Annotated in this window: 18 protein-coding genes and 3 pseudogenes; 12 read left to right on the top strand and 9 right to left on the bottom strand. The window is 59.8% G+C overall.

Annotated features, from left to right (window positions below; genetic code table 11):
• Nucleotides 1-274: 274 nt before the first annotated feature.
• Both AC1DH9_RS11735 and AC1DH9_RS11730 read right to left on the bottom strand, forming a co-directional pair.
• Entirely contained in the window at nucleotides 275-466 is a 192-nt protein-coding gene (locus AC1DH9_RS11735; protein WP_145015771.1) for a hypothetical protein, read from the bottom strand.
• A gap of 14 nt (nucleotides 467-480) precedes the next feature.
• Nucleotides 481-2,100, bottom strand: a complete 1,620-nt coding sequence (locus tag AC1DH9_RS11730; protein WP_427542608.1) for a phospholipase — start codon at nucleotides 2,098-2,100, stop codon at nucleotides 481-483.
• Between the two features lie 236 nt (nucleotides 2,101-2,336).
• On the opposite strand from AC1DH9_RS11730, the gene kdgD reads away from it, so the two are divergent.
• The 5 genes from kdgD (at nucleotide 2,337) to AC1DH9_RS11705 (ending at nucleotide 8,896) form a co-directional block, all read left to right on the top strand.
• Entirely contained in the window at nucleotides 2,337-3,248 is a 912-nt protein-coding gene (gene kdgD, locus AC1DH9_RS11725) for a 5-dehydro-4-deoxyglucarate dehydratase (RefSeq protein WP_427542605.1), read from the top strand.
• 74 nt (nucleotides 3,249-3,322) lie between these two features.
• Nucleotides 3,323-4,768: an aldehyde dehydrogenase family protein gene (locus AC1DH9_RS11720; protein ID WP_427542602.1), complete on the top strand. Its 1,446-nt coding sequence runs from the start codon at nucleotides 3,323-3,325 to the stop codon at nucleotides 4,766-4,768.
• A gap of 103 nt (nucleotides 4,769-4,871) precedes the next feature.
• Entirely contained in the window at nucleotides 4,872-6,233 is a 1,362-nt protein-coding gene (locus AC1DH9_RS11715) for an MFS transporter (RefSeq protein ID WP_427542599.1), read from the top strand.
• A gap of 11 nt (nucleotides 6,234-6,244) precedes the next feature.
• Nucleotides 6,245-7,798 carry a galactarate dehydratase gene (gene garD / locus AC1DH9_RS11710; RefSeq protein WP_477808205.1) on the top strand — a complete coding sequence of 518 codons (1,554 nt, stop codon included), beginning with the start codon at nucleotides 6,245-6,247 and terminating at the stop codon, nucleotides 7,796-7,798.
• Nucleotides 7,799-7,954: 156 nt separating this feature from the next.
• Entirely contained in the window at nucleotides 7,955-8,896 is a 942-nt protein-coding gene (locus AC1DH9_RS11705; protein ID WP_427542593.1) for an AEC family transporter, read from the top strand.
• A 136-nt stretch (nucleotides 8,897-9,032) separates the two neighbouring features.
• Here AC1DH9_RS11705 and AC1DH9_RS11700 read toward each other — a convergent pair whose 3' ends face one another.
• From AC1DH9_RS11700 to gatC, 7 genes and pseudogenes are all read right to left on the bottom strand, one after another.
• On the bottom strand, nucleotides 9,033-9,425 hold the full coding sequence (locus AC1DH9_RS11700; RefSeq protein WP_427542590.1) for a carboxymuconolactone decarboxylase family protein: 393 nt from the start codon (nucleotides 9,423-9,425) through the stop codon (nucleotides 9,033-9,035).
• Nucleotides 9,422-10,492, bottom strand: a complete 1,071-nt coding sequence (locus AC1DH9_RS11695; protein ID WP_427542587.1) for a calcium/sodium antiporter — start codon at nucleotides 10,490-10,492, stop codon at nucleotides 9,422-9,424. Before AC1DH9_RS11695 ends, AC1DH9_RS11700 begins: the two co-directional genes overlap by 4 nt.
• A 50-nt stretch (nucleotides 10,493-10,542) precedes the next feature.
• Nucleotides 10,543-10,710, bottom strand: a pseudogene (locus AC1DH9_RS11690) (septal ring lytic transglycosylase RlpA family protein); the annotation flags it as partial.
• 101 nt (nucleotides 10,711-10,811) lie between these two features.
• Nucleotides 10,812-10,976: a hypothetical protein gene (locus AC1DH9_RS11685; RefSeq protein WP_477808204.1), complete on the bottom strand. Its 165-nt coding sequence runs from the start codon at nucleotides 10,974-10,976 to the stop codon at nucleotides 10,812-10,814.
• Nucleotides 10,977-11,032: 56 nt separating this feature from the next.
• A pseudogene (gene gatB, locus AC1DH9_RS11680) lies at nucleotides 11,033-11,926 on the bottom strand (Asp-tRNA(Asn)/Glu-tRNA(Gln) amidotransferase subunit GatB); the annotation flags it as partial.
• Nucleotides 11,927-11,936: 10 nt separating this feature from the next.
• Nucleotides 11,937-13,388 (bottom strand): Asp-tRNA(Asn)/Glu-tRNA(Gln) amidotransferase subunit GatA, encoded by a 1,452-nt coding sequence (gene gatA / locus AC1DH9_RS11675; RefSeq protein WP_427542584.1) that lies wholly within the window; start codon nucleotides 13,386-13,388, stop codon nucleotides 11,937-11,939.
• A gap of 16 nt (nucleotides 13,389-13,404) precedes the next feature.
• A complete protein-coding gene (gene gatC, locus AC1DH9_RS11670) occupies nucleotides 13,405-13,692 on the bottom strand; it encodes an Asp-tRNA(Asn)/Glu-tRNA(Gln) amidotransferase subunit GatC (RefSeq protein WP_019691880.1) in 288 nt (95 codons plus the stop codon).
• 210 nt (nucleotides 13,693-13,902) lie between these two features.
• On the opposite strand from gatC, the pseudogene AC1DH9_RS11665 reads away from it, so the two are divergent.
• From AC1DH9_RS11665 to AC1DH9_RS11635, 7 genes and pseudogenes are all read left to right on the top strand, one after another.
• Nucleotides 13,903-14,810: pseudogene (locus tag AC1DH9_RS11665) on the top strand (rod shape-determining protein).
• A gap of 143 nt (nucleotides 14,811-14,953) precedes the next feature.
• Nucleotides 14,954-16,078 carry a rod shape-determining protein MreC gene (mreC, locus tag AC1DH9_RS11660; RefSeq protein WP_477808206.1) on the top strand — a complete coding sequence of 375 codons (1,125 nt, stop codon included), beginning with the start codon at nucleotides 14,954-14,956 and terminating at the stop codon, nucleotides 16,076-16,078.
• Nucleotides 16,078-16,560 (top strand): rod shape-determining protein MreD, encoded by a 483-nt coding sequence (gene mreD, locus AC1DH9_RS11655; RefSeq protein WP_427546838.1) that lies wholly within the window; start codon nucleotides 16,078-16,080, stop codon nucleotides 16,558-16,560. The genes mreC and mreD overlap by 1 nt, the downstream gene beginning before the upstream one ends.
• 47 nt (nucleotides 16,561-16,607) lie before the next feature.
• Nucleotides 16,608-17,225, top strand: coding sequence for a Maf family protein (locus AC1DH9_RS11650; RefSeq protein ID WP_427546841.1), 618 nt, complete (start codon nucleotides 16,608-16,610; stop codon nucleotides 17,223-17,225).
• 45 nt (nucleotides 17,226-17,270) lie between these two features.
• Nucleotides 17,271-18,728 (top strand): ribonuclease G, encoded by a 1,458-nt coding sequence (gene rng / locus AC1DH9_RS11645; RefSeq protein ID WP_054594003.1) that lies wholly within the window; start codon nucleotides 17,271-17,273, stop codon nucleotides 18,726-18,728.
• Nucleotides 18,729-18,792: 64 nt separating this feature from the next.
• A complete protein-coding gene (locus tag AC1DH9_RS11640; protein WP_477808203.1) occupies nucleotides 18,793-22,596 on the top strand; it encodes a YhdP family protein in 3,804 nt (1,267 codons plus the stop codon).
• Between the two features lie 70 nt (nucleotides 22,597-22,666).
• The coding region (locus AC1DH9_RS11635) for a nitrilase-related carbon-nitrogen hydrolase (protein ID WP_477808202.1) at nucleotides 22,667-23,204 on the top strand (538 nt) is incomplete at its 3' end.

The raw sequence follows: 23,204 nt of genomic DNA, 5'->3' as shown, positions 1-23,204 counted from the left end.
GCTTTGAACCCTGCGCTAAAGGAGCCGGTTTGTTAACTCCAGAGCTATTTACATCGCAATTGCCCAACGTCGCCAACTGTCAGAAATTACAGGTTCGACGAGTGGTAGGTATTCGGAGGTCCGGAGCAAGAACGGTATTGCCTGGCAGATTGCCTTCGCGAGCAAGCCCGCTCCCACATTTGATCTTTGTCGTACCCGGAATCTCAGTACGACGTGAATCTAGTGTGGGAGCGGGCTTGCTCGCGAAGGGGCCGGCAGCCCTCTCGCTATAACTTCAGCCAGTCTTGAGGATTGAACGATCCACCCTTACCGCCAATTGTCCGGCTCCGGGCTTGGCATCAAACGCCACGTGGCCCTTGTCATCCACAGTCGCCCGCGCAACCGGCACGCCATTGGCCAGCAGTTCCAGCGGTGCGCCGTTGAGGGATTGGCCCGAGGCCAGTTCGAGTGTCAGGTTGATAGTCATCAGTGATTTCCTTATCAGGCGTTGCGGTCTATGAAGGTGGTGGTGTGCGCGTCGATCGAGCCGATCAGTTCCGGCGAGCCGCCACGGAACTGGCGGAAAATGTTGCGTGAGGCGCCATTGCCCGGCACGTTCAGCGTCGGCTGGAAGCGCTCACTCAACTCCGCGTAATTCGACCAGGGGCCGATGTAGGACTCATTCAAGCCGTTGGTGTAGCTGAAGGCGTAACGCACGGCATTGCCGGGCAACCAGTTGGGTTCGCCGGGCGTTTGGCTCTGCCAGCCATCAGCCTGGATCGTCGGTGCGGCGGTGGGGGAGTCCAGGTAGCCGGTCGGTTTGTTCGGTGTGTAGTCCTTGAGCAGCAAGTAAGTGCTCCAACCCCACCAGTTGTCGATCCGGCTGCTGTCGTTGAGGTTGTTGACGTCACTGCGACGCAGCACCTTGTTGCCGTCCAGAACAAACAACCCGGAGAAGTTGCCCGCCGGTTTTTTCACGGTGTTGAGGTCAGGCAGATACTTCAGCGCAACGTAGCTGGAAGGCGCAGGCAGTGAACCGCTGAGGAACGTATCGAAGACTTCGTCGGCCGAGCGCTGGACCGCGAGTTTGACCTGTTTGCGGTTGGCGCTGTCGACCGAGTCGAAGTAGCGTTTGTCGCCGTAGGCATGCCACTGATCACCGTTGGTGTTGTTCACGTTGAGGCCGTATTTGCTGTCTTCATCGTGCATGAAACGGGTGATCAGCGAACCCAGGTCACTCGGCGTAACCGCTGCTGCCAGTTGTTTGCGCGGGATTCGCAGATGGCCGGCAGAGAACAGGTCGGTCAGGTAATGGTCGGCAAATGCGTTCATTGCGTAGGCCAGTTCCAATTGTTTTTCATCGCCACTGTTGTGGGCCAGAACGGCCTGTTGCAGGGCGGCGGTGTGCCCGGCGATGTACGCCAACAACGCCCATTCACCGAAGTGGTCGGCGTTGTTCGCCGCCAGTTTCAGATAGCGTCCCAAGGGGAACAGTGCCGAGACGAAACTGCCACCGCCGGTGATCTTGTTCCACTCTTCAGACAACGTATCACCGAGTGCGTCGTAGACCTCGTGGGGTTGTTTGCCGTCCCTGATCGCCTGATTGGCGGCAGCGATTTCCTTCTGCATCACGCTGAGAATCAACCCGGCTTCTGCTCGTGACGCCGGCAGTACGGCCAGTGAGTTGAACGCGGCAGTAAAACGCTGGATGCGATCAACCGGGGTCGCGCCATCGCAGATTGGCTGGTCGGGAATGCCGTAGAAATCACCGCCTAGCGAAACGATTTGGCCGTAGCTCAGTGCCAGGCCATTGGGCAGGTGCAATGGCACTTGCCAGGCCGCAACGGCCGGTGCGTCATTGACGAAGCGCAGCAGGGTGGCATCGCCGATGGCGGTGTGTTCGCCGCCTTCGAAACGCGGTGCAGGCTCGGTGTTCAGCGATTTTCCAGCCAGACCGGGTGCGTGATGTTTGGGGCTGTGTTGACTGTGAGTCAGCAGTATCAGGTGATCGCCGTCACCGGAAATGGCAATGCCATGTTCGCTGAACAGCTGATCCAGATCGGCAATGATCCGGTCGTCATGAGTGAGGTTTTCCTGCGATTGGGTATGTAGACCTGACATTTCTAGCTCCTTGATATGTCATAGGTTGTGTCTCGAATTGCTGTATGTATATACAGTTGTTGTCGAGCATAGCTGCAAACTTTCCTACGTCAAGGAAGTGATTTTTCCTACCCGGATTTTCCATCTGGCGATGAAATGCAGTTGACGGTCGCATTTTAAGTTGTACGATGACCTACAACTTCGGCGAGAGCTGATCAGGTTTTCTCATCACAACGTGCGTCCAGGGTGTTCGAATAATGAATCCACAAGAACTGAAGTCCATCCTCTCCTCCGGTCTGCTGTCTTTCCCGGTTACCGATTTCAATGCTCAGGGCGATTTCCATCGCGCGGGCTATATCAAACGTCTCGAATGGCTGGCCCCATACGGCGCTTCGGCCTTGTTCGCCGCAGGCGGCACTGGTGAGTTCTTCTCCCTGGCGGCCAGCGAATATTCCGATGTGATCAAGACGGCTGTAGACACCTGCGCCAGCAGCGTGCCGATTCTGGCCGGTGTCGGTGGTTCAACCCGTCAGGCCATCGAATACGCTCAAGAAGCCGAGCGCTTGGGCGCCAAAGGCTTGTTGCTGCTGCCGCACTACTTGACCGAAGCCAGTCAGGACGGTGTTGCCGCCCACGTTGAAGCCGTGTGCAAATCGGTGAAGATCGGTGTGGTGGTTTACAACCGCAATGTCTGCCGCCTGACCGCGCCGCTGCTGGAACGCCTGGCTGAACGCTGCCCGAACCTGATCGGCTACAAGGATGGGCTGGGCGATATCGAGTTGATGGTGTCGATCCGTCGCCGCCTCGGTGATCGCTTCAGCTACCTGGGTGGTCTGCCGACTGCCGAAGTCTACGCCGCCGCTTATAAAGCACTGGGCGTTCCGGTCTATTCCTCGGCGGTGTTCAACTTCCTGCCGAAAATGGCGATGGATTTCTACCACGCCATCGCTCGCGACGATCACGCTACCGTCGGCAAACTGATCGATGATTTCTTCCTGCCTTACCTGGACATCCGTAACCGCAAGTCGGGTTACGCGGTGAGCATCGTCAAGGCAGGCGCGAAAATCGCTGGCTACGATGCCGGTCCCGTACGTACCCCGCTGACTGACCTGACGCCGGAAGAGTTTGAAATGCTCGCGGCGTTGATGGACAAGCAAGGCGCGCAATAACCCGCTGAATCAACCAGGGCCGCTGAGCAATCGGCGGCTTTTTGTGCAAGAACTTCTGTTAAGGGGAAAGCGCTGTGGCAGACGTAAAACGATTCGACAACTTCATTGGCGGCCAATGGGTCGCGGGTGCCGAGTACTCGACCAATATCAACCCGTCCGAGTTGACCGATGTCATTGGCGAATACGCCAAGGCGGACCTGGCTCAGGTGAACGCGGCCATTGACGCCGCTCGTGCTGCTTTCCCGGCCTGGTCGACGTCAGGCATTCAGGCCCGCAGCGATGCGCTGGATAAAGTCGGCAGCGAAATCCTCGCGCGTCGCGAAGAGCTCGGCACCTTGCTGGCGCGGGAGGAGGGCAAGACCCTGCCTGAAGCTATCGGCGAGGTGTCTCGCGCCGGCAACATCTTCAAGTTCTTCGCGGGTGAATGCCTGCGCTTGTCCGGCGATTACCTGCCGTCGGTGCGTCCTGGCGTCAACGTCGAAGTCACCCGCGAAGCCCTTGGCGTGGTCGGCTTGATCACGCCGTGGAACTTCCCGATTGCCATTCCGGCCTGGAAAATCGCCCCGGCCTTGGCCTACGGCAACTGCGTGGTGCTCAAGCCGGCAGAGCTGGTGCCCGGTTGCGCCTGGGCCCTGGCCGAAATCATTTCCCGTGCCGGTTTCCCGGCCGGGGTGTTCAACCTGGTGATGGGCAGCGGTCGAGTGATTGGCGATGCCATGGTCAACAGCCCGAAAGTCGATGGCATCAGCTTCACCGGCTCGGTGGGCGTAGGCCGGCAGATCGCGGTCAACTGTGTGTCGCGTCAGGCCAAGGTTCAGTTGGAAATGGGCGGCAAGAACCCGCAGATCATTCTCGACGACGCCGACCTCAAGCAAGCCGTCGAACTGTCGGTGCAGAGTGCGTTTTATTCCACCGGCCAGCGTTGCACGGCCTCGAGCCGCTTGATCGTCACTGCCGGGATTCACGACAAGTTCGTCGAGGCCATGGCTGAGCGGATGAAGTCGATCAAGGTCGGACATGCCCTGAAAAGCGGCACCGACATCGGCCCGGTGGTTTCCCAGGCACAACTGGAACAGGACTTGAAGTACATCGACATCGGCCAATCCGAAGGTGCGCGACTGGTCAGTGGCGGTGGCCTGGTGACCTGCGACACCGAAGGCTATTACCTCGCGCCAACGCTGTTTGCCGACAGTGAGGCGGCGATGCGTATCAGCCGCGAAGAGATCTTCGGCCCGGTGGCGAACATCGTTCGGGTGGCCGATTACGACGCGGCGCTGGCGATGGCCAACGACACCGAGTTCGGTTTGTCGGCGGGTATCGCCACCACCTCGCTGAAGTACGCCAACCACTTCAAGCGCCACTCCCAGGCCGGGATGGTGATGGTCAATCTGCCGACTGCCGGTGTGGATTACCACGTGCCTTTTGGTGGCCGAAAAGGTTCATCCTATGGATCGCGGGAGCAAGGTCGCTACGCGCAGGAGTTCTACACCGTGGTGAAGACTTCCTATATCGGTTCGTAACACGCAACACCGCTCTCTGTGGAAGCGAGCTTGCTCGCTCCCACAGAAAGCAAAAAATAAAACGATTACCCGCAAAAAAAATAATTAGTGGGAGTACATCTACATGCAAGCGACCAAGCCGACCCACGTCCGCTATTTAATCCTGCTCATGCTGTTTCTGGTGACCACGATCAACTACGCCGACCGTGCCACCATCGCCATTGCCGGCTCCAGCCTGCAAAAAGACCTGGGCATCGACGCCGTCACCCTCGGCTACATATTCTCTGCATTCGGTTGGGCCTACGTCGCCGGTCAGATCCCCGGCGGCTGGCTGCTCGACCGCTTCGGTTCGAAAAAAGTCTATGCCCTGAGCATCTTCACCTGGTCGCTGTTCACCGTGCTGCAAGGCTATGTCGGTGAGTTCGGTGTCTCCACCGCCATCGTCGCGCTGTTCATGTTGCGCTTTCTGGTGGGCCTGGCCGAAGCGCCATCCTTCCCCGGTAATGCACGCATCGTTGCGGCCTGGTTTCCAACCGCCGAACGCGGGACCGCCTCGGCGATCTTCAACTCGGCGCAATACTTCGCCACGGTGATCTTCGCGCCGCTGATGGGCTGGATCGTCTACAGCTTTGGCTGGCAGCACGTGTTTATGGTGATGGGCGGGATCGGCATCGTGTTCTCGCTGATCTGGTTGAAAATTATCCACAGCCCGCGCCAGCACCCGATGATCAACGAGGCCGAGTTCAAGCACATCGCCGACAACGGCGGCCTGGTCGACATGGATCAGGACCGGGGCAAGCGCAGCGACGGGCCGAAGTGGGATTACGTGCGCCAACTGCTGAGCAACCGCATGATGCTGGGCGTGTACCTGGGCCAGTACTGCATCAACGGCATCACTTATTTCTTCCTGACCTGGTTCCCGGTGTACCTGGTGCAGGAACGCGGCATGACCATTCTCAAAGCCGGTTTCATTGCCTCACTGCCAGCCATCTGCGGGTTTATCGGTGGGGTGCTGGGCGGGCTCATTTCCGACTACCTGCTGCGCAAGGGCCACTCGCTGACCTTCGCCCGCAAGGCGCCGATCATCGGTGGGCTGTTGCTGTCGACCAGTATCGTGGCCTGCAACTATGTGGACATCGAATGGATCGTCGTGGGCTTCATGGCCCTGGCCTTCTTCGGTAAAGGCGTGGGCGCATTGGGTTGGGCGGTGGTTTCCGACACGTCGCCAAAACAGATCGCGGGCTTGAGTGGCGGGCTGTTCAACATGTTCGGCAATATCGCGTCGATCACTACACCGATCGTGATTGGCTACATCATCAGTACCACCGGCTCCTTCAAATGGGCGCTGGTGTTTGTCGGCTGCAACGCGCTGGTCGCGGTGTTCAGCTACCTGGTCATCGTTGGGCCGATCAAGCGCGTGGTACTCAAAGAGCCACCCGCCAATGGCTCCGAACTGACTAACAAATTGTCTCAAGCGCATTCCTGAGGAGCGGCGTCATGCAGTTGATTGAACATTCCGACTCGCCGCGCTACATCCGGCTGCACGAGCGCGACAATGTGGTGATCGTGGTCAATGACCAGGGCGTACCGGCCGGCACTGAATTCCCGGACGGCTTGGTGACCGTGGAGTTCGTGCCACAGAGCCATAAGGTGACGCTGGAGGATATCCCCGAGGGTGGCCGGGTGATTCGTTACGGCCAGACCATCGGTTACGCCTTGCAGCCGATCCCGCGTGGCAGTTGGGTCAAGGAAGATCAACTGCGCATGCCCACCGCGCCGCCGCTCAACAGCCTGCCGCTGTCCACCGAGGTGCCGGCCGCACAAGCGCCGCTGGAAGGCTTCACCTTCGAGGGTTATCGCAATKCTGACGGCACCGTCGGTACGCGCAACATTCTCGGGATCACCACCACCGTGCAATGCGTGACCGGGGTGCTCGACCATGCGGTCAAGCGCATCAAGGATGAGTTGCTGCCCAAGTACCCGCACGTCGATGACGTGATCGCGTTGACTCACAGCTACGGCTGCGGCGTGGCGATTACCGCCACCGACGCCTACATCCCGATCCGCACCGTGCGCAACCTGGCGCGCAATCCAAACCTGGGCGGCGAAGCGTTGGTGATCAGTCTGGGCTGCGAGAAATTGCAGGCCGGGCAGGTGATGCACGAGAACGACAGCTCGGTGGACCTCAGCGAGCCGTGGTTGTATCGCTTGCAGGATTCCAGTCATGGTTTCAGCGAGATGATCGAGCAGATCATGGCGTTGGCTGAAATCCGCCTGAAGAAACTCGATCAGCGCCGCCGCGTAACCGTGCCGGCGTCCGAGCTGATCCTCGGCATGCAGTGCGGTGGCAGTGATGCGTTTTCCGGGATCACCGCCAACCCGGCGCTGGGTTATGCCTCGGATTTGTTGCTAAGGGCCGGGGCGACGGTGATGTTTTCCGAAGTCACTGAAGTGCGCGATGCGATCTACCTGCTGACTTCGCGGGCAGAAACCAAGGAAGTCGCCCAGGAACTGGTGCGCGAAATGGATTGGTACGACCGCTACCTGGCCAAGGGCGAAGCGGACCGCAGCGCCAACACCACGCCGGGTAACAAGAAGGGCGGGTTGTCGAACATTGTCGAAAAATCCCTGGGCTCGATCGTCAAGTCCGGCAACAGCGCGATCAATGGCGTGCTCGGTCCGGGCGAACGCTTCAAGCGCAAAGGGCTGATTTTTTGTGCGACACCGGCCAGTGATTTTGTCTGTGGGACCTTGCAACTGGCGGCCGGGATGAACCTGCACGTGTTCACCACCGGGCGCGGCACGCCTTATGGCCTGGCGATGGCGCCGGTGGTCAAGGTTTCGACCCGAACCGACCTGGCCCGGCGTTGGCCGGATCTGATCGACATCGATGCCGGGCGGATTGCCACCGGACGTGYATCCATCGAGGAATTGGGCTGGGAGTTGTTCCACTTCTACCTGGACGTAGCCAGTGGCAGGAAGCAGACGTGGGCGGAGCGGCACAAACTGCACAACGACATTACCTTGTTCAACCCGGCGCCTATCACGTAGGACCGCGTTATCGTTCATCGCGAGCAGGCTCGCTCCCACAGGTTCAGCGCCATCCTTGTGGGAGCGAGCCTGCTCGCGATGGCGGTCTACCAGACGCCAGCGTCCTCGGTGGCTTATCATTAGCCCCCTAACGACGCCCCTCAAGGTTCACCCGGCATGCTGGCAATCTTTTTCGAAACGCTGACCATCACCGCGCCAGTCTTTGCCATGCTGTTTTTGGGTGTTCTGCTCAAGCGCATCAACTGGATCAACGACGACTTTATCCACACCGCCTCGTCGCTGGTGTTCAATGTCACCATGCCGGCGTTGCTGTTTCTCGGGATCGTGCACGCCGACCTGCACGCGGCCTTGAAGCCGGCGCTGCTGATTTATTTCGCGCTGGCAACCCTGGCGTGTTTCGCGATTGCCTGGGGCTGGGCGATCTGGCGTTGCCCGCGAGAGGATCGCGGGATCTACACCCAAGGCGCGTTTCGCGGTAATAACGGGGTCATCGGCCTGGCGCTGGCGGCGAGCATGTACGGCGACTACGGAATTTCCCTCGGGGCGATTCTTGCCGCGCTGGTGATCCTGTTTTACAACACGCTGTCGACTATCGTGCTGGCGGTGTACAGCCCGGTGATCAAGTCCGATCCGTGGAGCATCTGCAAAAGTGTGCTCAGCAATCCGCTGATCATCAGTGTGATATCTGCCGCGCCGTTCGCCTATTTCAAGATTGGTTTGCCCGGCTGGCTGGAGACGTCCGGCAACTACCTGGCGCAGATGACCTTGCCGCTGGCGTTGATCTGTATTGGCGGCACGCTGTCGCTGGCGGCGTTGCGCAAGAGCGGTGATCTTGCGTTGAGTTCAAGTCTGGTGAAGATGGTCGGCTTGCCGATCCTGGCCACGCTCGGCGCCTGGCTCTGGGGATTTCGCGGGGCGGAGTTGGGGATTCTGTTCCTGTACTTCGGCAGCCCGACGGCGGCCGCCAGTTTTGTCATGGCCCGGGCGGCCAACGGCAACCATGAACTGGCGGCGGCGATCATCGTCATCACCACGTTGATGGCGGCGGTCACCACCAACCTCGGGATCTTTGTGTTGCAGTGGGGTGGGTGGATCTAGCCAATAGATCCTCATTGCCCTCAGGTCCAATCGCGAGCAGGCTCGCTCCCACAATGGATTTTGGTGTACACAGATCAAATGTGGGAGCGAGCCTGCTCGCGATAGCAATTTTGCAAGCACCCGAAATGCCGGCGTCTTACTCTGGCTTCTGGTAACTGTCGATCACTTCCTGCGCCGCCCGAAACGCTTCCATCGCTGCTGGCACGCCAGCATAGACCGCACAGTGCATCAGCGTTTCGCGGATCTCGTCGACCGTGCAGCCGTTGTTCAGCGCACCGCGCACGTGGCCTTTGAGTTCTTGYGGGCACTTGAGCGAGGTCAGGGCCGCGAGGGTGATCAGGCTGCGGGTCTTCAGTGCAAGACCCTCACGGTTCCATACCGCGCCCCAGGCGTGTTCGTTGACGAACTCCTGAAACGGTCGGGTCAGCTCGGTGGCATTGCCCATGGAGCGGTCGACGAAGGCATCGCCCATGACCTGGCGGCGTACCTCGATGCCGGTCGGTTTGCTGAAGTCGGGTTTGTCGGTCATGGCGATTCCCTCTTGTGGTGTTGGCGGCGCCAGGCGCGCAGTGACGTAAACAGCAGAAACGCCACCAGCGCCGGCAGGACGAAAAACAGCATCAGGTGTTCAAGCTTGCCGGCCAGCGGCATGCCGGTGGTAAACGACACGACATGCAGCCCATACGCCAGGTACAAGGCCAGAAACAGCAGGCCTTCGGCGCGGGTGATTCGATAGCCGGAATAGAACATCGGCAAACACAGCACGCTGACCGCCAGCAGCACCGGCAAGTCGAAATCCAGTGCATTGGGCGATACCGACAGCGGCGTCGGCGCGACCAGGGCGGTGACACCCAGCACGCCCAGCAAGTTGAACAGGTTGCTGCCGATCACGTTGCCTACGGCGATGTCGCGCTGACCACGCAAGGCGGCGATCAGCGAGGTGGCGAGTTCCGGCAGCGACGTGCTGACGGCAATGATGGTCAGGCCGATGATACGTTCTGACAGGCCGAGTTCAGTCGCCACCTCGACCGCTGCACTGAGCAGTAGATGCCCGGCCAACACCAGCAACGCCAGCCCCATGAGCATCAGCAACACGCTGCTCAACCATGGCGCACCGGATGTGTTGGCGCTGTCCGCCGGGGTGGTCTGCGGGCGCACCGAGTGCCGCGACTGGCGCAGCAACAACCCGAGGTAAAGCACCAGCGCGGCTAACAGAATTGTGCCGTCGAGCGGTGTCAGTCGTTCATTCCAGGCGAGGGCGAACACCAGCAGGCTGGCGCCGATCATCACCGGGATATCCAGGCGCACCAATTGCCGGGAGACCCGCAACGGGATGATCAGCGCCGAGAGTCCGAGGGTCACCAGGATGTTGAAGATGTTGCTGCCAATCACGCTACCGACAGCGATGTCGGTGTTTTGCATCAGGGTGGCTTGCAGACTGACCGCCATTTGCGGCGCGCTGCTGCCGAGGGCGACGACGCTCAGGCCGATAATCAACGGACGCACCTTCAAGCGTGCGGCCAGGCGCACGGCGGCGCGGACCAGTAACTCGGCGCCGGCGATCAGCAGTACCAGGCCACCGAACAGTTGAAGCACGCTGAGCAGTGGTAAATCGGCAAGTCCGAAAATAACCTGGGCTCCGTCTGTCAGTTGTCGAGGGATTGCACGCGAACCCGCGCGGTGCCACTGCCCATCATGCCCAACCGCTGGGCCGCTTCACGAGACAGATCGATCAGGCGCCCACGAGTGTGYGGTCCACGATCGTTGATACGCACGACACAGGATTTATCGTTATTGAGGTTGGTGACCTTCAGCGGTCTGTCAGTTGCATCAATGCTGAATGTGCCGCCGTCATCGCGAGCAGGCTCGCTCCCACAGGAGGGTGAGCCAGGCTTTAAATCTGGCTCCATTCCGGTCAGCCCTCGAGCTTGCTTTTCAGCAGTTCGTTGACCTGTTGCGGGTTGGCTTTGCCTTTGGAGGCTTTCATCGCCTGGCCCACGAAGAAGCCGAACATCTTGCCGCGTTTGGCTTCGTCTGCCGCGCGGTACTGTTCAACCTGTTCGGCGTTGGCTGCGAGCATTTCATGCCTACGGCGATGTCGCGCTGACCACGCAAGGCGGCGATCAGCGAGGTGGCGAGTTCCGGCAGGGTGGCGCGGATATCATTGAGGAACGAGTCCTCGATGACCACCGGCAACAGGTCCGGATCGGGGAAGTAACGGTAGTCGTTGGCTTCCTCTTTGCTGCGCATGGCGCGGGTTTCGTCTTTGTTCGGGTCGTACAGGCGCGTCTGCTGGATCACCTTGCCGCCGTCTTCGATCAGTTCGATCTGGCGACGCACTTCGGTGTTGATCGCCTTCTCGATGAAACGGAACGAGTTGACGTTCTTGATCTCGCAGCGCGTGCCGAACTCGACCTGGCCTTTTGGACGGACCGACACGTTGCAGTCGCAACGCAGCGAACCTTCGGCCATGTTGCCGTCGCAGATGCCCAGATAACGCACCAGCGCGTGGATCGCCTTGACGTAGGCCACGGCTTCCTTGGCGCTGCGCATGTCCGGCTCGGAAACGATCTCCAGCAGCGGCGTGCCGGCACGGTTCAGGTCGATGCCGGTGGCGCCGTTGAATTCTTCGTGCAGGCTTTTGCCGGCGTCTTCTTCCAGGTGCGCGCGGGTAATGCCGACGCGTTTGACCGTGCCGTCTTCCAGCGGGATGTCCAGGTGGCCCTTGCCGACGATCGGCAATTCCATCTGGCTGATCTGGTAGCCCTTCGGCAGGTCCGGATAGAAGTAGTTCTTGCGGGCGAACACGTTGTGCTGGCCGATTTCGGCGTCAATCGCCAGGCCGAACATCACCGCCATGCGCACCGCTTCCTGGTTCAGCACCGGCAGTACGCCGGGCATGCCCAGGTCGACCAGGCTGGCCTGGGTATTGGGCTCAGCGCCAAACGTGGTGGCGCTGCCGGAGAAAATCTTCGATTGGGTGGCGAGCTGGGTATGAATCTCCAGCCCGATCACGACTTCCCATTGCATGTGTTTCTCCTCAGAAGCCTGTCGGGGTGCGGGTGTGCCAGTCAGTGTTGAGCTGATACTGGTGGGCGACGTTCAACAGACGGCCTTCCTGGAAATACGGGGCGAGCAGTTGTACGCCGACCGGCAGACCATCGACGAAACCGGCTGGCATCGACAGGCCCGGCAGGCCCGCGAGGTTGGCGGTGATGGTGTAGACATCTTCCAGGTACTCGGCGACCGGGTCGTTGTTCTTGGCGCCGAGTTTCCAGGCCGGGTTCGGCGTGGTCGGGCCGAGGATGATGTCGACTTCATTAAAGGCTGCCATGAAATCGTTTTTCACCAGGCGACGGATTTTTTGCGCCTTCAAGTAGTAGGCGTCGTAGTAACCGGCCGACAGTGCGTAGGCACCGACCATGATCCGGCGCTGCACTTCCGGGCCGAAACCTTCGCCGCGCGAACGCTTGTAGAGATCGGTCAGGTCTTTCGGGTTTTCGCAGCGATAGCCGAAACGCACGCCGTCAAAACGCGACAGGTTGGAGGAGGCTTCGGCCGGGGCGATCACGTAGTACGCAGGAATCGCGTGCTGCATGTTCGGCAGGCTGATTTCCTTGACCACCGCGCCGAGCTTTTCCAGCTCCTTGACGCTGTTATGGACCAGTTCAGCGATGCGCGGGTCGAGACCTGCGCCGAAGTATTCCTTCGGCAGGCCGATGCGCAGGCCTTGCAGCGAGCCATTGAGGCCGGCGCTGTAATCCGGCACGGGTTCGTCGATGCTGGTGGAGTCTTTCGGGTCGAAACCGGCCATCCCTTGCAGCAGGATCGCGCAGTCTTCAGCGGTGCGCGCCAATGGGCCACCCTGATCGAGGCTGGACGCGTAAGCGATCATGCCCCAGCGCGAAACACGACCGTACGTCGGTTTCAGACCGGTGAGGTTGGTGAAGGCAGCCGGCTGTCGGATGGAACCGCCGGTGTCGGTGGCCGTCGCTGCTGGCAACAGGCGAGCGGCAACGGCTGCTGCCGAACCGCCGGACGAACCACCGGGTACGTGCTCCAGGTTCCACGGGTTTTTCACCGCGCCGTAGTAGCTCGACTCGTTGGCCGAACCCATGGCGAATTCGTCCATGTTGGTCTTGCCCAGGGTCACGGCCCCGGCAGCGGCCAGCTTGGCGACCACGGTGGCGTCATACGGCGCCTTGAAGTTGTCGAGCATCTTCGAGCCGCAGCTGGTGCGGATGCCCTGGGTGCAGAACAGGTCTTTGTGAGCGATCGGCGCGCCAAGCAGGGCACCGCTCTCACCGTTGGCCCGGCGTACGTCTGCGGCTTTCGCCTGCGAGAGTGCAAGGTCTTCGGTGAGGCTGATGAAACTGTTGAGCTGAGGGTCGAGCTGGGCGATACGCGCCAGCAGCACTTTGGTCAGCTCTTCGGAAGAAAACTTTTTGTCGGCGAGTCCGCGGGCGATCTCGGCCAGAGTCAATTGATGCATTGCAGGCTCTTTCCCTTTAGTCGATGACTTTCGGAACCAGATACAGGCCGTTTTCGACCGCTGGTGCGATGGACTGATAGGCCTCGCGGTGATTGGACTCGGTCACGACGTCTGCACGCAGGCGCTGACTGGCTTCCAGCGGGTGGGCCAGAGGCTCGATACCGTCGGTATTGACAGCCTGCATTTCGTCGACCAGCCCGAGAATGCTGTTCAGGGCCGAAGTAATATGTGGAAGATCGGCATCATTAAGGCCAAGGCTGGCCAGATGAGCGATTTTTTCCACGTCGGAGCGTTCAAGCGCCATGGGATTCTCCAGTGGAAAACAGAACGGACGCTGTCCGTGTGTTAGATTGTCGGAACACTACCGCATTTCTACGGTCATAAGGCCGCGATTGAGGGGGTTGGTGCACAGAAAAGCGGCCAATTTAACATATTGGCGCCTTGCCCAAAATCCCTGTCGTTGTTAGAGTTTGCCGCACTTTTTTACCCACGCGTTGCCTAGGGTCCCTTTCCCATGTTCAAGAAACTGCGTGGCATGTTTTCCAGCGATCTTTCCATTGACCTGGGCACTGCCAACACCCTTATTTACGTGCGCGAGCGCGGTATCGTCCTGAATGAACCATCGGTTGTGGCCATTCGGACCCACGGTAATCAGAAAAGTGTCGTTGCTGTCGGCACCGAGGCCAAGCGTATGCTCGGCCGTACACCGGGCAACATTGCTGCCATTCGTCCGATCAGGTCGAGCGTCGTGCCATCCGTGAATCGGCCTTGGGTGCCGGTGCCCGTGAAGTGTTCCTGATCGAAGAGCCAATGGCTGCTGCGATCGGTGCCGGCCTGCCGGTTGAAGAAGCGCGCGGTTCGATGGTCGTCGATATCGGTGGTGGTACCACTGAAATCGCGCTGATCTCCCTGAACGGTGTGGTTTACGCCGAATCCGTACGGGTTGGCGGTGACCGCTTCGACGAAGCGATCATCACTTACGTGCGTCGTAACTACGGCAGCCTGATCGGCGAATCCACCGCCGAGCGCATCAAACAGGAAATCGGCACGGCCTACCCGGGCGGTGAAGTTCGCGAAGTCGACGTTCGCGGCCGTAACCTGGCTGAAGGCGTTCCACGTGCATTCACCCTGAACTCCAATGAAGTGCTGGAAGCTCTGCAAGAGTCCCTGGCAACTATCGTTCAGGCCGTGAAAAGCGCGCTGGAGCAATCGCCGCCAGAACTGGCGTCGGATATCGCCGAGCGTGGCCTGGTACTGACCGGTGGTGGCGCCTTGCTGCGTGACCTCGACAAGTTGCTGGCCCAGGAAACCGGTCTGCCGGTGATCGTCGCCGAAGACCCGCTGACCTGCGTTGCTCGCGGCGGTGGCCGTGCATTGGAAATGATGGATAAACACACCATGGACCTGCTCTCCAGCGAATAATCTCGCCGGAGGCTTCTATGCTGTTCCGCGCGCAGGCAGCACTTTGCAGTGCTGCCTGTTGGCGTTTATCTTCTGTCAGTCTGCATCCAGGCCGGTTTGATGGCGTATGAATAAACAGAACATTTGCCTGGGAGGAGCGGCTTATTAAACCGCTTTTCGCCAAAGGCCCCTCAATGGGCGTGCGCTTTCTGGTGCTGGCCGTGCTATCGGTCGCGCTGATGGTGGTCGATGCCCGCTTTGAAGCGCTCAAGCCTGCGCGCAGTCAGATGTCGCTGGTCTTGATGGACGCCTATTGGATCACCGACTTGCCGGAGCGGTTGTGGCAGGGTGTGAGCAGTCAATTTGGCAGCCGTACCGAACTGGTCGCCGAAAACGAAAAACTCAAGACTGAAAACYTGCTGCTGCAGGGGCGCATGCAAAAGCTTGCGGCCTYGACCGAGCAGAACGTTCGGCTGCGCGAGTTGCTCAACTCGTCGGCCCTGGTCAACGAGAAGGTCGAAGTGGCCGAGTTGATCGGCGTCGATCCCAACCCCTTCACCCATCGCATCATCATCAACAAAGGTGAGCGCGACGGCGTGGTACTCGGCCAGCCGGTGCTCGATGCCCGTGGTCTGATGGGGCAGGTGGTCGAGTTGATGCCTTACACCTCGCGGGTGTTGTTGCTGACTGACACCACCCACAGCATTCCCGTGCAAGTGAACCGTAACGGTTTGCGGGCGATTGCCAGCGGCACCGGCAACCCGGAACGTCTGGAATTGCGTCACGTGGCGGACACGGCTGACATCAAGGAAGGCGACTTGCTGGTGAGTTCCGGTCTCGGCCAGCGTTTCCCGGCCGGTTACCCGGTGGCGACCGTCAAGGAAGTGATCCACGATTCCGGCCAGCCGTTCGCCATCGTGCGTGCGGTGCCGACCGCAGCGCTGAACCGCAGTCGATACATGTTGCTGGTGTTCAGCGATAGCCGCACCCCGGAAGAGCGCGCCAACGAAGCTGCTCAGGCCCAGGATGCGGAGCAGCACCCCGGCGGTGCGGCATTTGTGCCAGCCACCGTACCAAAACCTGCCGCCGCAGTTGCCCCGGCGCCAGCCGCCACTGCAGTTGCGCCTGCAACGGCAACACCCGCGGCGGCCAAGCCTGCGAGCAAACCTTCGACCCCGGCCAAGCCTGCTGCGCATTCCGCAGCGGTCAAACCGGCAGCGGTCGCCAAACCGGCGGCGGCCAAACCGCCTGCCGCGGCGCCTGAAGCCACCACTCAGGGTAGAGAATAATGGCCAGTACCCGCTCTCGTAATGGCTGGATGATCTGGCTGACATTTGTCATCGGTTTGTTGCTCAGTATCGTACCGTTCCCGCATGTCGAAATTTTACGTCCGATGTTCCTCGCGCTACCGTTGGCGTATTGGGCATTGGAAGTGCCGCAGAAAGTCGGGATGCTCACGGCCTGGTGTCTCGGCATGGCGCAAGACGTGCTGTTCGGAACCTTGCTGGGGCACAACGCGCTGATTCTGACCCTGATCACCTTTTTGATCATGACGCTGCGACCGCGTTTGCGGATGTTTCCGATGTGGCAGCAAAGCCTGGTGATCCTGGTGATCCTGGGGCTCGCACAACTGCTGCAATTGTGGCTCAGCGCCTTGACCGGTAACCGTCAGACGCTGGCCGTACTTTTGCCTGCACTGATCAGCGCCTTGCTCTGGCCCTGGGTCAGCTTCGGATTACGTGGGTTGAGCCGCCGCTACAAAATCCATTARTTTATTCGGTCAGGCATTAGCCCGCACCTCGACAGGGAGATGTCTTGATGAATCCGCTATACCTCGCCTCGGGCTCGCCGCGTCGGCGTGAACTGCTCACGCAGATCGGCGTGCCGTTCACCGCCATCAGCGCGGACATCGATGAAACCCCTTTGACTAACGAGTCCCCTGCGGCCTATGTCGAGCGTCTGGCGCGCAGCAAGGCCGAGGCCGGTCATGCGTTGCTGGCGCTCAACCAGCCGGGGGCACCCGTTTGTGTGTTGGGTGCCGATACGGCCGTGGTGCTCGATGGGCAGATTCTTGGCAAACCGCTCGACGAGGCCGAAGGGCTGAGCATGTTGATGAACCTGTCGGGGCGTGAACATGAAGTGCTGACCGCCATCGCCGTGCTTGATGGCCAGTATTGCGAATCACGCGTGGTGCGCAGTCTGGTGCGTTTTCGCTTCATCAGTCATAAAGAAGCAGCGGCCTACTGGGCCAGCGGCGAGCCACAGGACAAGGCTGGCGGCTATGGCATTCAGGGCCTTGGCGCAGTGTTTGTCGCGGCACTCAACGGCAGTTACTCCGCCGTGGTTGGCCTGCCGCTGTGCGAAACCGCGGAACTGCTCGGCCATTTCGGCATACCCTGTTGGCAAAACCTTGTCGCGCGCCAAGCGCCGTACTGACTTGATGCGGCCATAATCGTGAATATGCCTGAACGAGACCTTGCCATGAGTGAAGAGATTCTGATCAACATCACGCCGATGGAATCGCGTGTGGCGGTGGTCGAAAACGGTGTCCTGCAAGAGGTTCATGTCGAGCGCACCCAGCGTCGCGGAATTGTCGGCAACATTTATAAAGGCAAGGTCGTTCGCGTTCTGCCAGGCATGCAGGCGGCGTTCGTCGATATCGGTCTGGACCGGGCAGCCTTTATCCACGCCTCGGAAATCTCCCTGCGCGAAGGCCCTGCAGTGGAAAGCATCAGCGCACTGGTGCATGAAGGCCAGAGCCTGGTGGTGCAGGTGACCAAGGATCCGATCGGCTCCAAAGGCGCGCGCCTGACGACCCAACTGTCGATTCCCTCGCGCTATCTGGTGTACATGCCGCGCACGGCTCACGTCGGTATTTCATTGAAAATCGAGGATGAAACCGAGCGCGAGCGCCTCAAGCAAGTGGTCACCGATTGTGTCGCGAAGGAAGGCATCAAGGAGGCCGGCGGTTTTATTCTGCGCACCGCGGCTGAAGGCGCCGGTGCCGATGAGATCCTGATGGACATTCGCTACCTGCGCCGCCTCTGGGATCAGATTGGCACGCAGATCAAGACTGTCAGCGCGCCGAATGTCATCTACGAAGACCTCGGCCTGGCCCTGCGTACCTTGCGCGATCTGGTCAGCCCGAAGATCGAGAAAATCCGTATCGACTCGCGGGAAACCTTCCAGAAAACCACGCAGTTCGTTGCCGAGCTGATGCCGGAAATCGCCGACCGTCTGGAGCACTACCCGGGCGAACGGCCGATTTTCGATCTGTATGGCGTCGAGGATGAAATTCAAAAGGCCCTGGAGCGCAAAGTGCCGCTCAAGTCCGGCGGCTATCTGGTAGTCGATCCGGCAGAAGCCATGAGCACCATCGATGTGAATACGGGTGCTTTTGTCGGGCACCGCAATCTTGAAGAAACCATTTTCAAAACCAACCTGGAAGCGGCCACCGCGATTGCCCGGCAACTGCGCCTGCGCAATCTGGGCGGGATCATCATCATCGACTTCATCGACATGGAAGATGAGGAACATCAGCGCCAGGTGCTGCGTACGCTTGAAAAGCAGCTGGAGCGCGATCACGCCAAGACCAACATCATCGGTATCACCGAGTTGGGCCTGGTGCAGATGACGCGCAAGCGCACGCGCGAAAGTCTCGAACAGGTGCTCTGTGAGCCGTGCAGCAGTTGCCAGGGCCGTGGCAAGCTCAAGACCCCGGAAACCGTGTGTTATGAAATCTTCCGGGAGATCCTGCGTGAAGCTCGCGCCTATCAGGCTGAAGGCTATCGTGTACTGGCTAACCAGAAGGTGGTTGACCGGTTGCTTGACGAAGAGTCGGGTAATGTCGCGGAACTTGAGGGTTTTATCGGGCGAACCATTCGTTTTCAGGTAGAAACCATGTACTCCCAGGAACAATACGACGTGGTGCTGCTCTGATCCGCTGTGTTATTAACGGCCGGCTTCAGCTTGCTGCACTTTTTCGCCATGGGAGCCCACTGACATGGATCGTCTGATCCGCATTTTGACCACATTGACCCGCTGGGGGCTGGGGCTTTGTGCGTTATTGCTGGTGCTGGCGGCGCTGTACAGCAGCCTCGGTCGCGAGCTGATTCCGCTGGTGGCCGAGTATCGCGCGGATGTTGAAGCCAAGGCTCGTGAAGCGCTGGGCATGCCCTTGCACATAGGCAGCCTGGAAGGCCGCTGGAGTGGCATGGCGCCGATTTTGCTGGCGCATGATGTGGTGGTCGGTGAGGGTGCCAATGCCTTGCACCTGGATCAGGTACGGATGGTGCCGAATGTCTGGACCAGCTTGCTGGTGCGTGCGGTGCGGATCGAACATCTGGAACTCAACGGTCTGAAGATCAGCCTCAAGCAAGGCCCGCAGGGGCAATGGACGCTCGAAGGCTTGCCCGTGCGGGAGAATCAGCCGCTGGACCCCGAGCAGTTGCTCAACCGCATGCAGATGGTGGAGCAGCTGTCGGTACTCGACAGCCAGGTCACCTTGCTACCGATCGACCACGTGCCGCTGACCCTGACCTATGTCGGCCTGAACCTTAAAACCGGTATCAGCCAGCAGCGCCTCGACGCCCGGTTGACCTTGCCCGACGGCCAGCCGCTGGCCATGAGTCTGAGCAGCCGGACTCAAGCCAGTCTGTGGAAAGAGGCTGAAATAGATGCCTATCTGAGCTTGCCGCAAAGTGACTGGTCTAAATGGTTGCCCGAGAGTCTGACCGGGAAATGGAATTTTTCCGAGATCAAGGCCGGTGGCGAGCTCTGGGTTAACTGGAGCAAGGGGGCCCTGCAGCGTGCCGCGATTCGTCTGAATGCACCGCAACTCAACGGTGCCTACGCCGAGCGCAAGCCGATCCAGATCAACAATCTGGCGCTCAATGGGTATTTCCAGCGCAATAYCGAAGGTTTTCAGGTGTCGTTCGATTCCCTGGCCATGACCCTGGAGGACATCCGCTGGGAAACCCGTCTGCAACTTCAGCAGACCGCGACCACTGACACGACCTCCGAACTCTGGCACCTGCAAGCCGACCGCTTTGACCTCACGCCGATCACACCCTTGCTCAATGCCCTGGGACCGCTGCCCAAGGACTTTGCCACGGTGGTCGAGCGGCTGAAGGTCACTGGCGTGTTGCGCAATGTGCTGATCGACGTCCGGCCCGAGGCGACCGATAACAGCAAATTCAGTTTTGCCGCCAATCTGGAGCGTGTCGGGTTTGATGCTTATCACGGAGCTCCGGCGGCGCGTAATGTTTCCGGGAGCATCAGCGGTGACCTCGGCCAGGGTGAGCTGCGCATGGACAGCAAGGATTTTTCCCTGCACCTGGACCCGATCTTTGCCAAACCATGGCAGTACATCCAGGCGAATGCCCGGCTGACCTGGAAACTCGATCAGCAAGGTTTCACCCTGATAGCGCCGTACCTGAAGGTGCTGGGCGAGGAGGGCAAGATTGCCGGCGACTTCCTGATTCGCCTGCATTTCGATCATACCCAGGAAGACTACATGGACCTGCGGGTCGGTCTGCTGGAAGGTGATGGACGCTACACCGCCAAGTACCTGCCCAAGGTCTTGAGCCCGGCGCTCGACGAATGGCTGCGCACGGCGATTCTCAAAGGCGCGGTGGATGAAGGTTTCTTCCAGTATCAGGGTTCGCTGAACCACGATGCTGTCGATGCGGCGCGCAGCATCAGCCTGTTCTTCAAAGTGCATGACGCCGAACTGGCCTTCCAGCCGGGTTGGCCGCATGTCGGCAAGGTCAGTGGCGATGTGTTCATCGAGGACAGTGGGGTGCGTATTCTGGCCAGCAARGGCCAGTTGCTCGATACCCAGGTTCGCGATGTCTACGTCAACATCCCCCATGCGCCTGCCGGACAGAACCCTCATATGTTCCTCGACGGCACTTTCGCCGGCGGTCTGGGTGATGGCCTGAAGATTCTTCAGGACGCACCGATCGGTACCGGTACGACCTTCGCTGGTTGGCAGGGCGAGGGTGATCTGCAAGGTAGCCTGAAACTGGATATCCCCTTGGCCAAGGGCGAAGAGCCGAAGATTGTGGTCGACTTCAAAACCGCCAGGTCGCGTCTGAAGCTGAGTGATCCTGTGCTTGAGCTGACGCAGCTCAAAGGTGATTTCCGCTTTGACAGTGCCAAGGGGCTCAGTGGCCAGAACATTACGGCACAAGCCTTTGAACGACCGATCAGTGCACAGATCTATGCCGATGGCAGCCCTGGCAAGTTCAACACCCGGGTCACCGCCAACGGCCAGGTGGCAGTGAAAAAACTCACCGATTGGCTGAACGTCACTCAGCCGTTGCCGGTTTCCGGGACGATCCCTTATCAGTTGCAGCTCAACCTCGACGGCCCCGACAGCCGATTGATGGTCAGTTCCAGCCTCAAAGGTGTTGCAGTCGATTTGCCGGCACCGTTCGGCATGTCCGCCGCGCAAGGCCGCGACACGGTGTTCCGGATGACCCTGCAAGGACCGGAACGGCGTTACTGGCTCAACTACGGTGATCTGGCGGACTTCACTTACGCGGCGCCCAGCGGCAATTTTGCCGATGGCCGTGGCGAGTTGTTCCTGGGTAGCGGTAGTGCGCAGTTGCCGGGTGATAAAGGCCTGCGCATACGAGGCGTGCTGTCGGAACTGGATGTCGAACCGTGGAAAGCCCTGATTGATCGGTATGCCGGACAGGATCCAGGCGGCAACGCCAAGCAATTGCTCAGTGGCGCAGATTTCAAGGTCGACAAGCTCACGGGGTTTGGTACCACGCTGGATCAGGCCCGCCTGCAACTGGATCGCAAGCCGACAGCCTGGGCATTGCAACTCGATAGCCAGCAGGCCAAAGGCACTGTAGGGATTCCCGACGCCAAGTCCGCGCCGATTGCGATCAACCTGCAATACGTGCGGTTGCCGGCGCCTGATCCGAAAGTACAGGCCGACGAGAATGCACCGGACCCGCTGGCGTCGGTAGACCCAACGAAAATTCCTGCACTGGATATCAGTATTGACCAGTTGTTTCAGGGCCCGGACCTGGTAGGTGCCTGGTCGCTTAAGGTCCGCCCGATCGTCAAGGGCATTGCCTTCAACAGCATGAATCTGGGCCTCAAGGGCATGCAGTTGCAAGGCGCGGGTGGCTGGGAAGGCGTGCCGGGATCTACCAGCAGTTGGTACAAGGGACGCATCGAGGGCAAGAACCTCGGTGATGTGCTCAAGGGCTGGGGGTTCGCACCGACAGTGACCAGCGAAGAGTTCCATATGGACATCGACGGCCGTTGGCCTGGCTCGCCGGCCTGGGTCGGACCCAAGCGTTACTCCGGTAGCCTGGATGCGACGCTGCGCAAAGGTCAGTTCGTCGAAGTCGAAGGTGGCGCGCAGGCGTTGCGGGTGTTTGGCCTGCTCAACTTCAACTCGATCGGCCGTCGCTTGCGCCTGGACTTCTCCGACCTGTTCGGCAAAGGCCTGAGTTACGACCGGGTCAAGGGATTGTTGGTGGCCAGCAATGGGGTGTACGTCACTCGTGAGCCGATCATCATGACCGGCCCGTCGAGCAACCTGGAGCTCAACGGCACGCTGGACCTGGTGGGTGACAGGGTCGATGCGAATCTGTTGGTGACCTTGCCATTGACCAACAACCTGCCGATTGCCGCACTGATCGTCGGTGCGCCAGCGGTAGGCGGTGCGCTGTTTCTGATCGACAAACTGATCGGTGATCGCGTGGCGCGCTTTGCCAGCGTCAAATACACCATCAAAGGTCCGTGGAAAGAGCCGAAAATCACCTACGACAAACCTTTTTGAAGTGTTTTTTTGAAAAGCCACGGTTCGTCCTATGGAGTAGCATGACCGCATACCTGATACGGAGTGCGCCATGTCTCTTGCGGTGATTCAAATGGTCAGCCAGAGCGATGTGCCGGCTAACCTGGTCCAGGCTCGACACCTGCTCGAACAAGCGGCAGCGGGCGGTGCGCGACTGGCGGTGTTGCCGGAAAACTTTGCGGCCATGGGCCGTCGCGACATCGCTGACATCGGTCGCGCCGAAGCCTCGGGCGAAGGCCCGATCCTGCCCTGGTTGAAACAGGCCGCTCGCGACCTCAAGTTATGGATAGTGGCTGGCACCTTGCCGTTGCCGCCGGTGGATCAACCGCTGGCGAAGTCCAATGCCTGCTCGTTACTGATCGATGAACACGGCGAGACGGTGGCTCGCTATGACAAGCTGCATTTGTTCGATGTCGATGTGGCGGACAATCGCGGGCGCTACCGTGAATCCGATGACTATGCTCATGGCAGTAAGGTGGTGGTTGCCGATACGCCGGTCGGTCGGGTTGGCCTGACGGTTTGCTACGACTTGCGCTTTCCAGAGCTGTACAGCGAATTGCGCGCCGCCGGGGCAGAACTGATTACTGCAC

Source organism: Pseudomonas sp. 05T35 (assembly GCF_056396605.1).
Note: the sequence above shows the minus strand (reverse complement) of the source record. Positions and strands in the feature narration are given on the sequence as shown.

Bases quoted from the DNA above. Each gene is read 5' to 3' on its own strand.
- AC1DH9_RS11735 (WP_145015771.1), bottom strand. From the start codon at position 466: ATGACTATCAACCTGACACTCGAACTGGCCTCGGGCCAATCCCTCAAC.
- AC1DH9_RS11730 (WP_427542608.1), bottom strand. From the start codon at position 2,100: ATGTCAGGTCTACATACCCAATCGCAGGAAAACCTCACTCATGACGAC.
- kdgD (WP_427542605.1), top strand. From the start codon at position 2,337: ATGAATCCACAAGAACTGAAGTCCATCCTCTCCTCCGGTCTGCTGTCT.
- AC1DH9_RS11715 (WP_427542599.1), top strand. From the start codon at position 4,872: ATGCAAGCGACCAAGCCGACCCACGTCCGCTATTTAATCCTGCTCATG.
- AC1DH9_RS11705 (WP_427542593.1), top strand. From the start codon at position 7,955: ATGCTGGCAATCTTTTTCGAAACGCTGACCATCACCGCGCCAGTCTTT.
- AC1DH9_RS11685 (WP_477808204.1), bottom strand. From the start codon at position 10,976: ATGCTCGCAGCCAACGCCGAACAGGTTGAACAGTACCGCGCGGCAGAC.
- gatA (WP_427542584.1), bottom strand. From the start codon at position 13,388: ATGCATCAATTGACTCTGGCCGAGATCGCCCGCGGACTCGCCGACAAA.
- gatC (WP_019691880.1), bottom strand. From the start codon at position 13,692: ATGGCGCTTGAACGCTCCGACGTGGAAAAAATCGCTCATCTGGCCAGC.
- AC1DH9_RS11650 (WP_427546841.1), top strand. From the start codon at position 16,608: ATGAATCCGCTATACCTCGCCTCGGGCTCGCCGCGTCGGCGTGAACTG.
- rng (WP_054594003.1), top strand. From the start codon at position 17,271: ATGAGTGAAGAGATTCTGATCAACATCACGCCGATGGAATCGCGTGTG.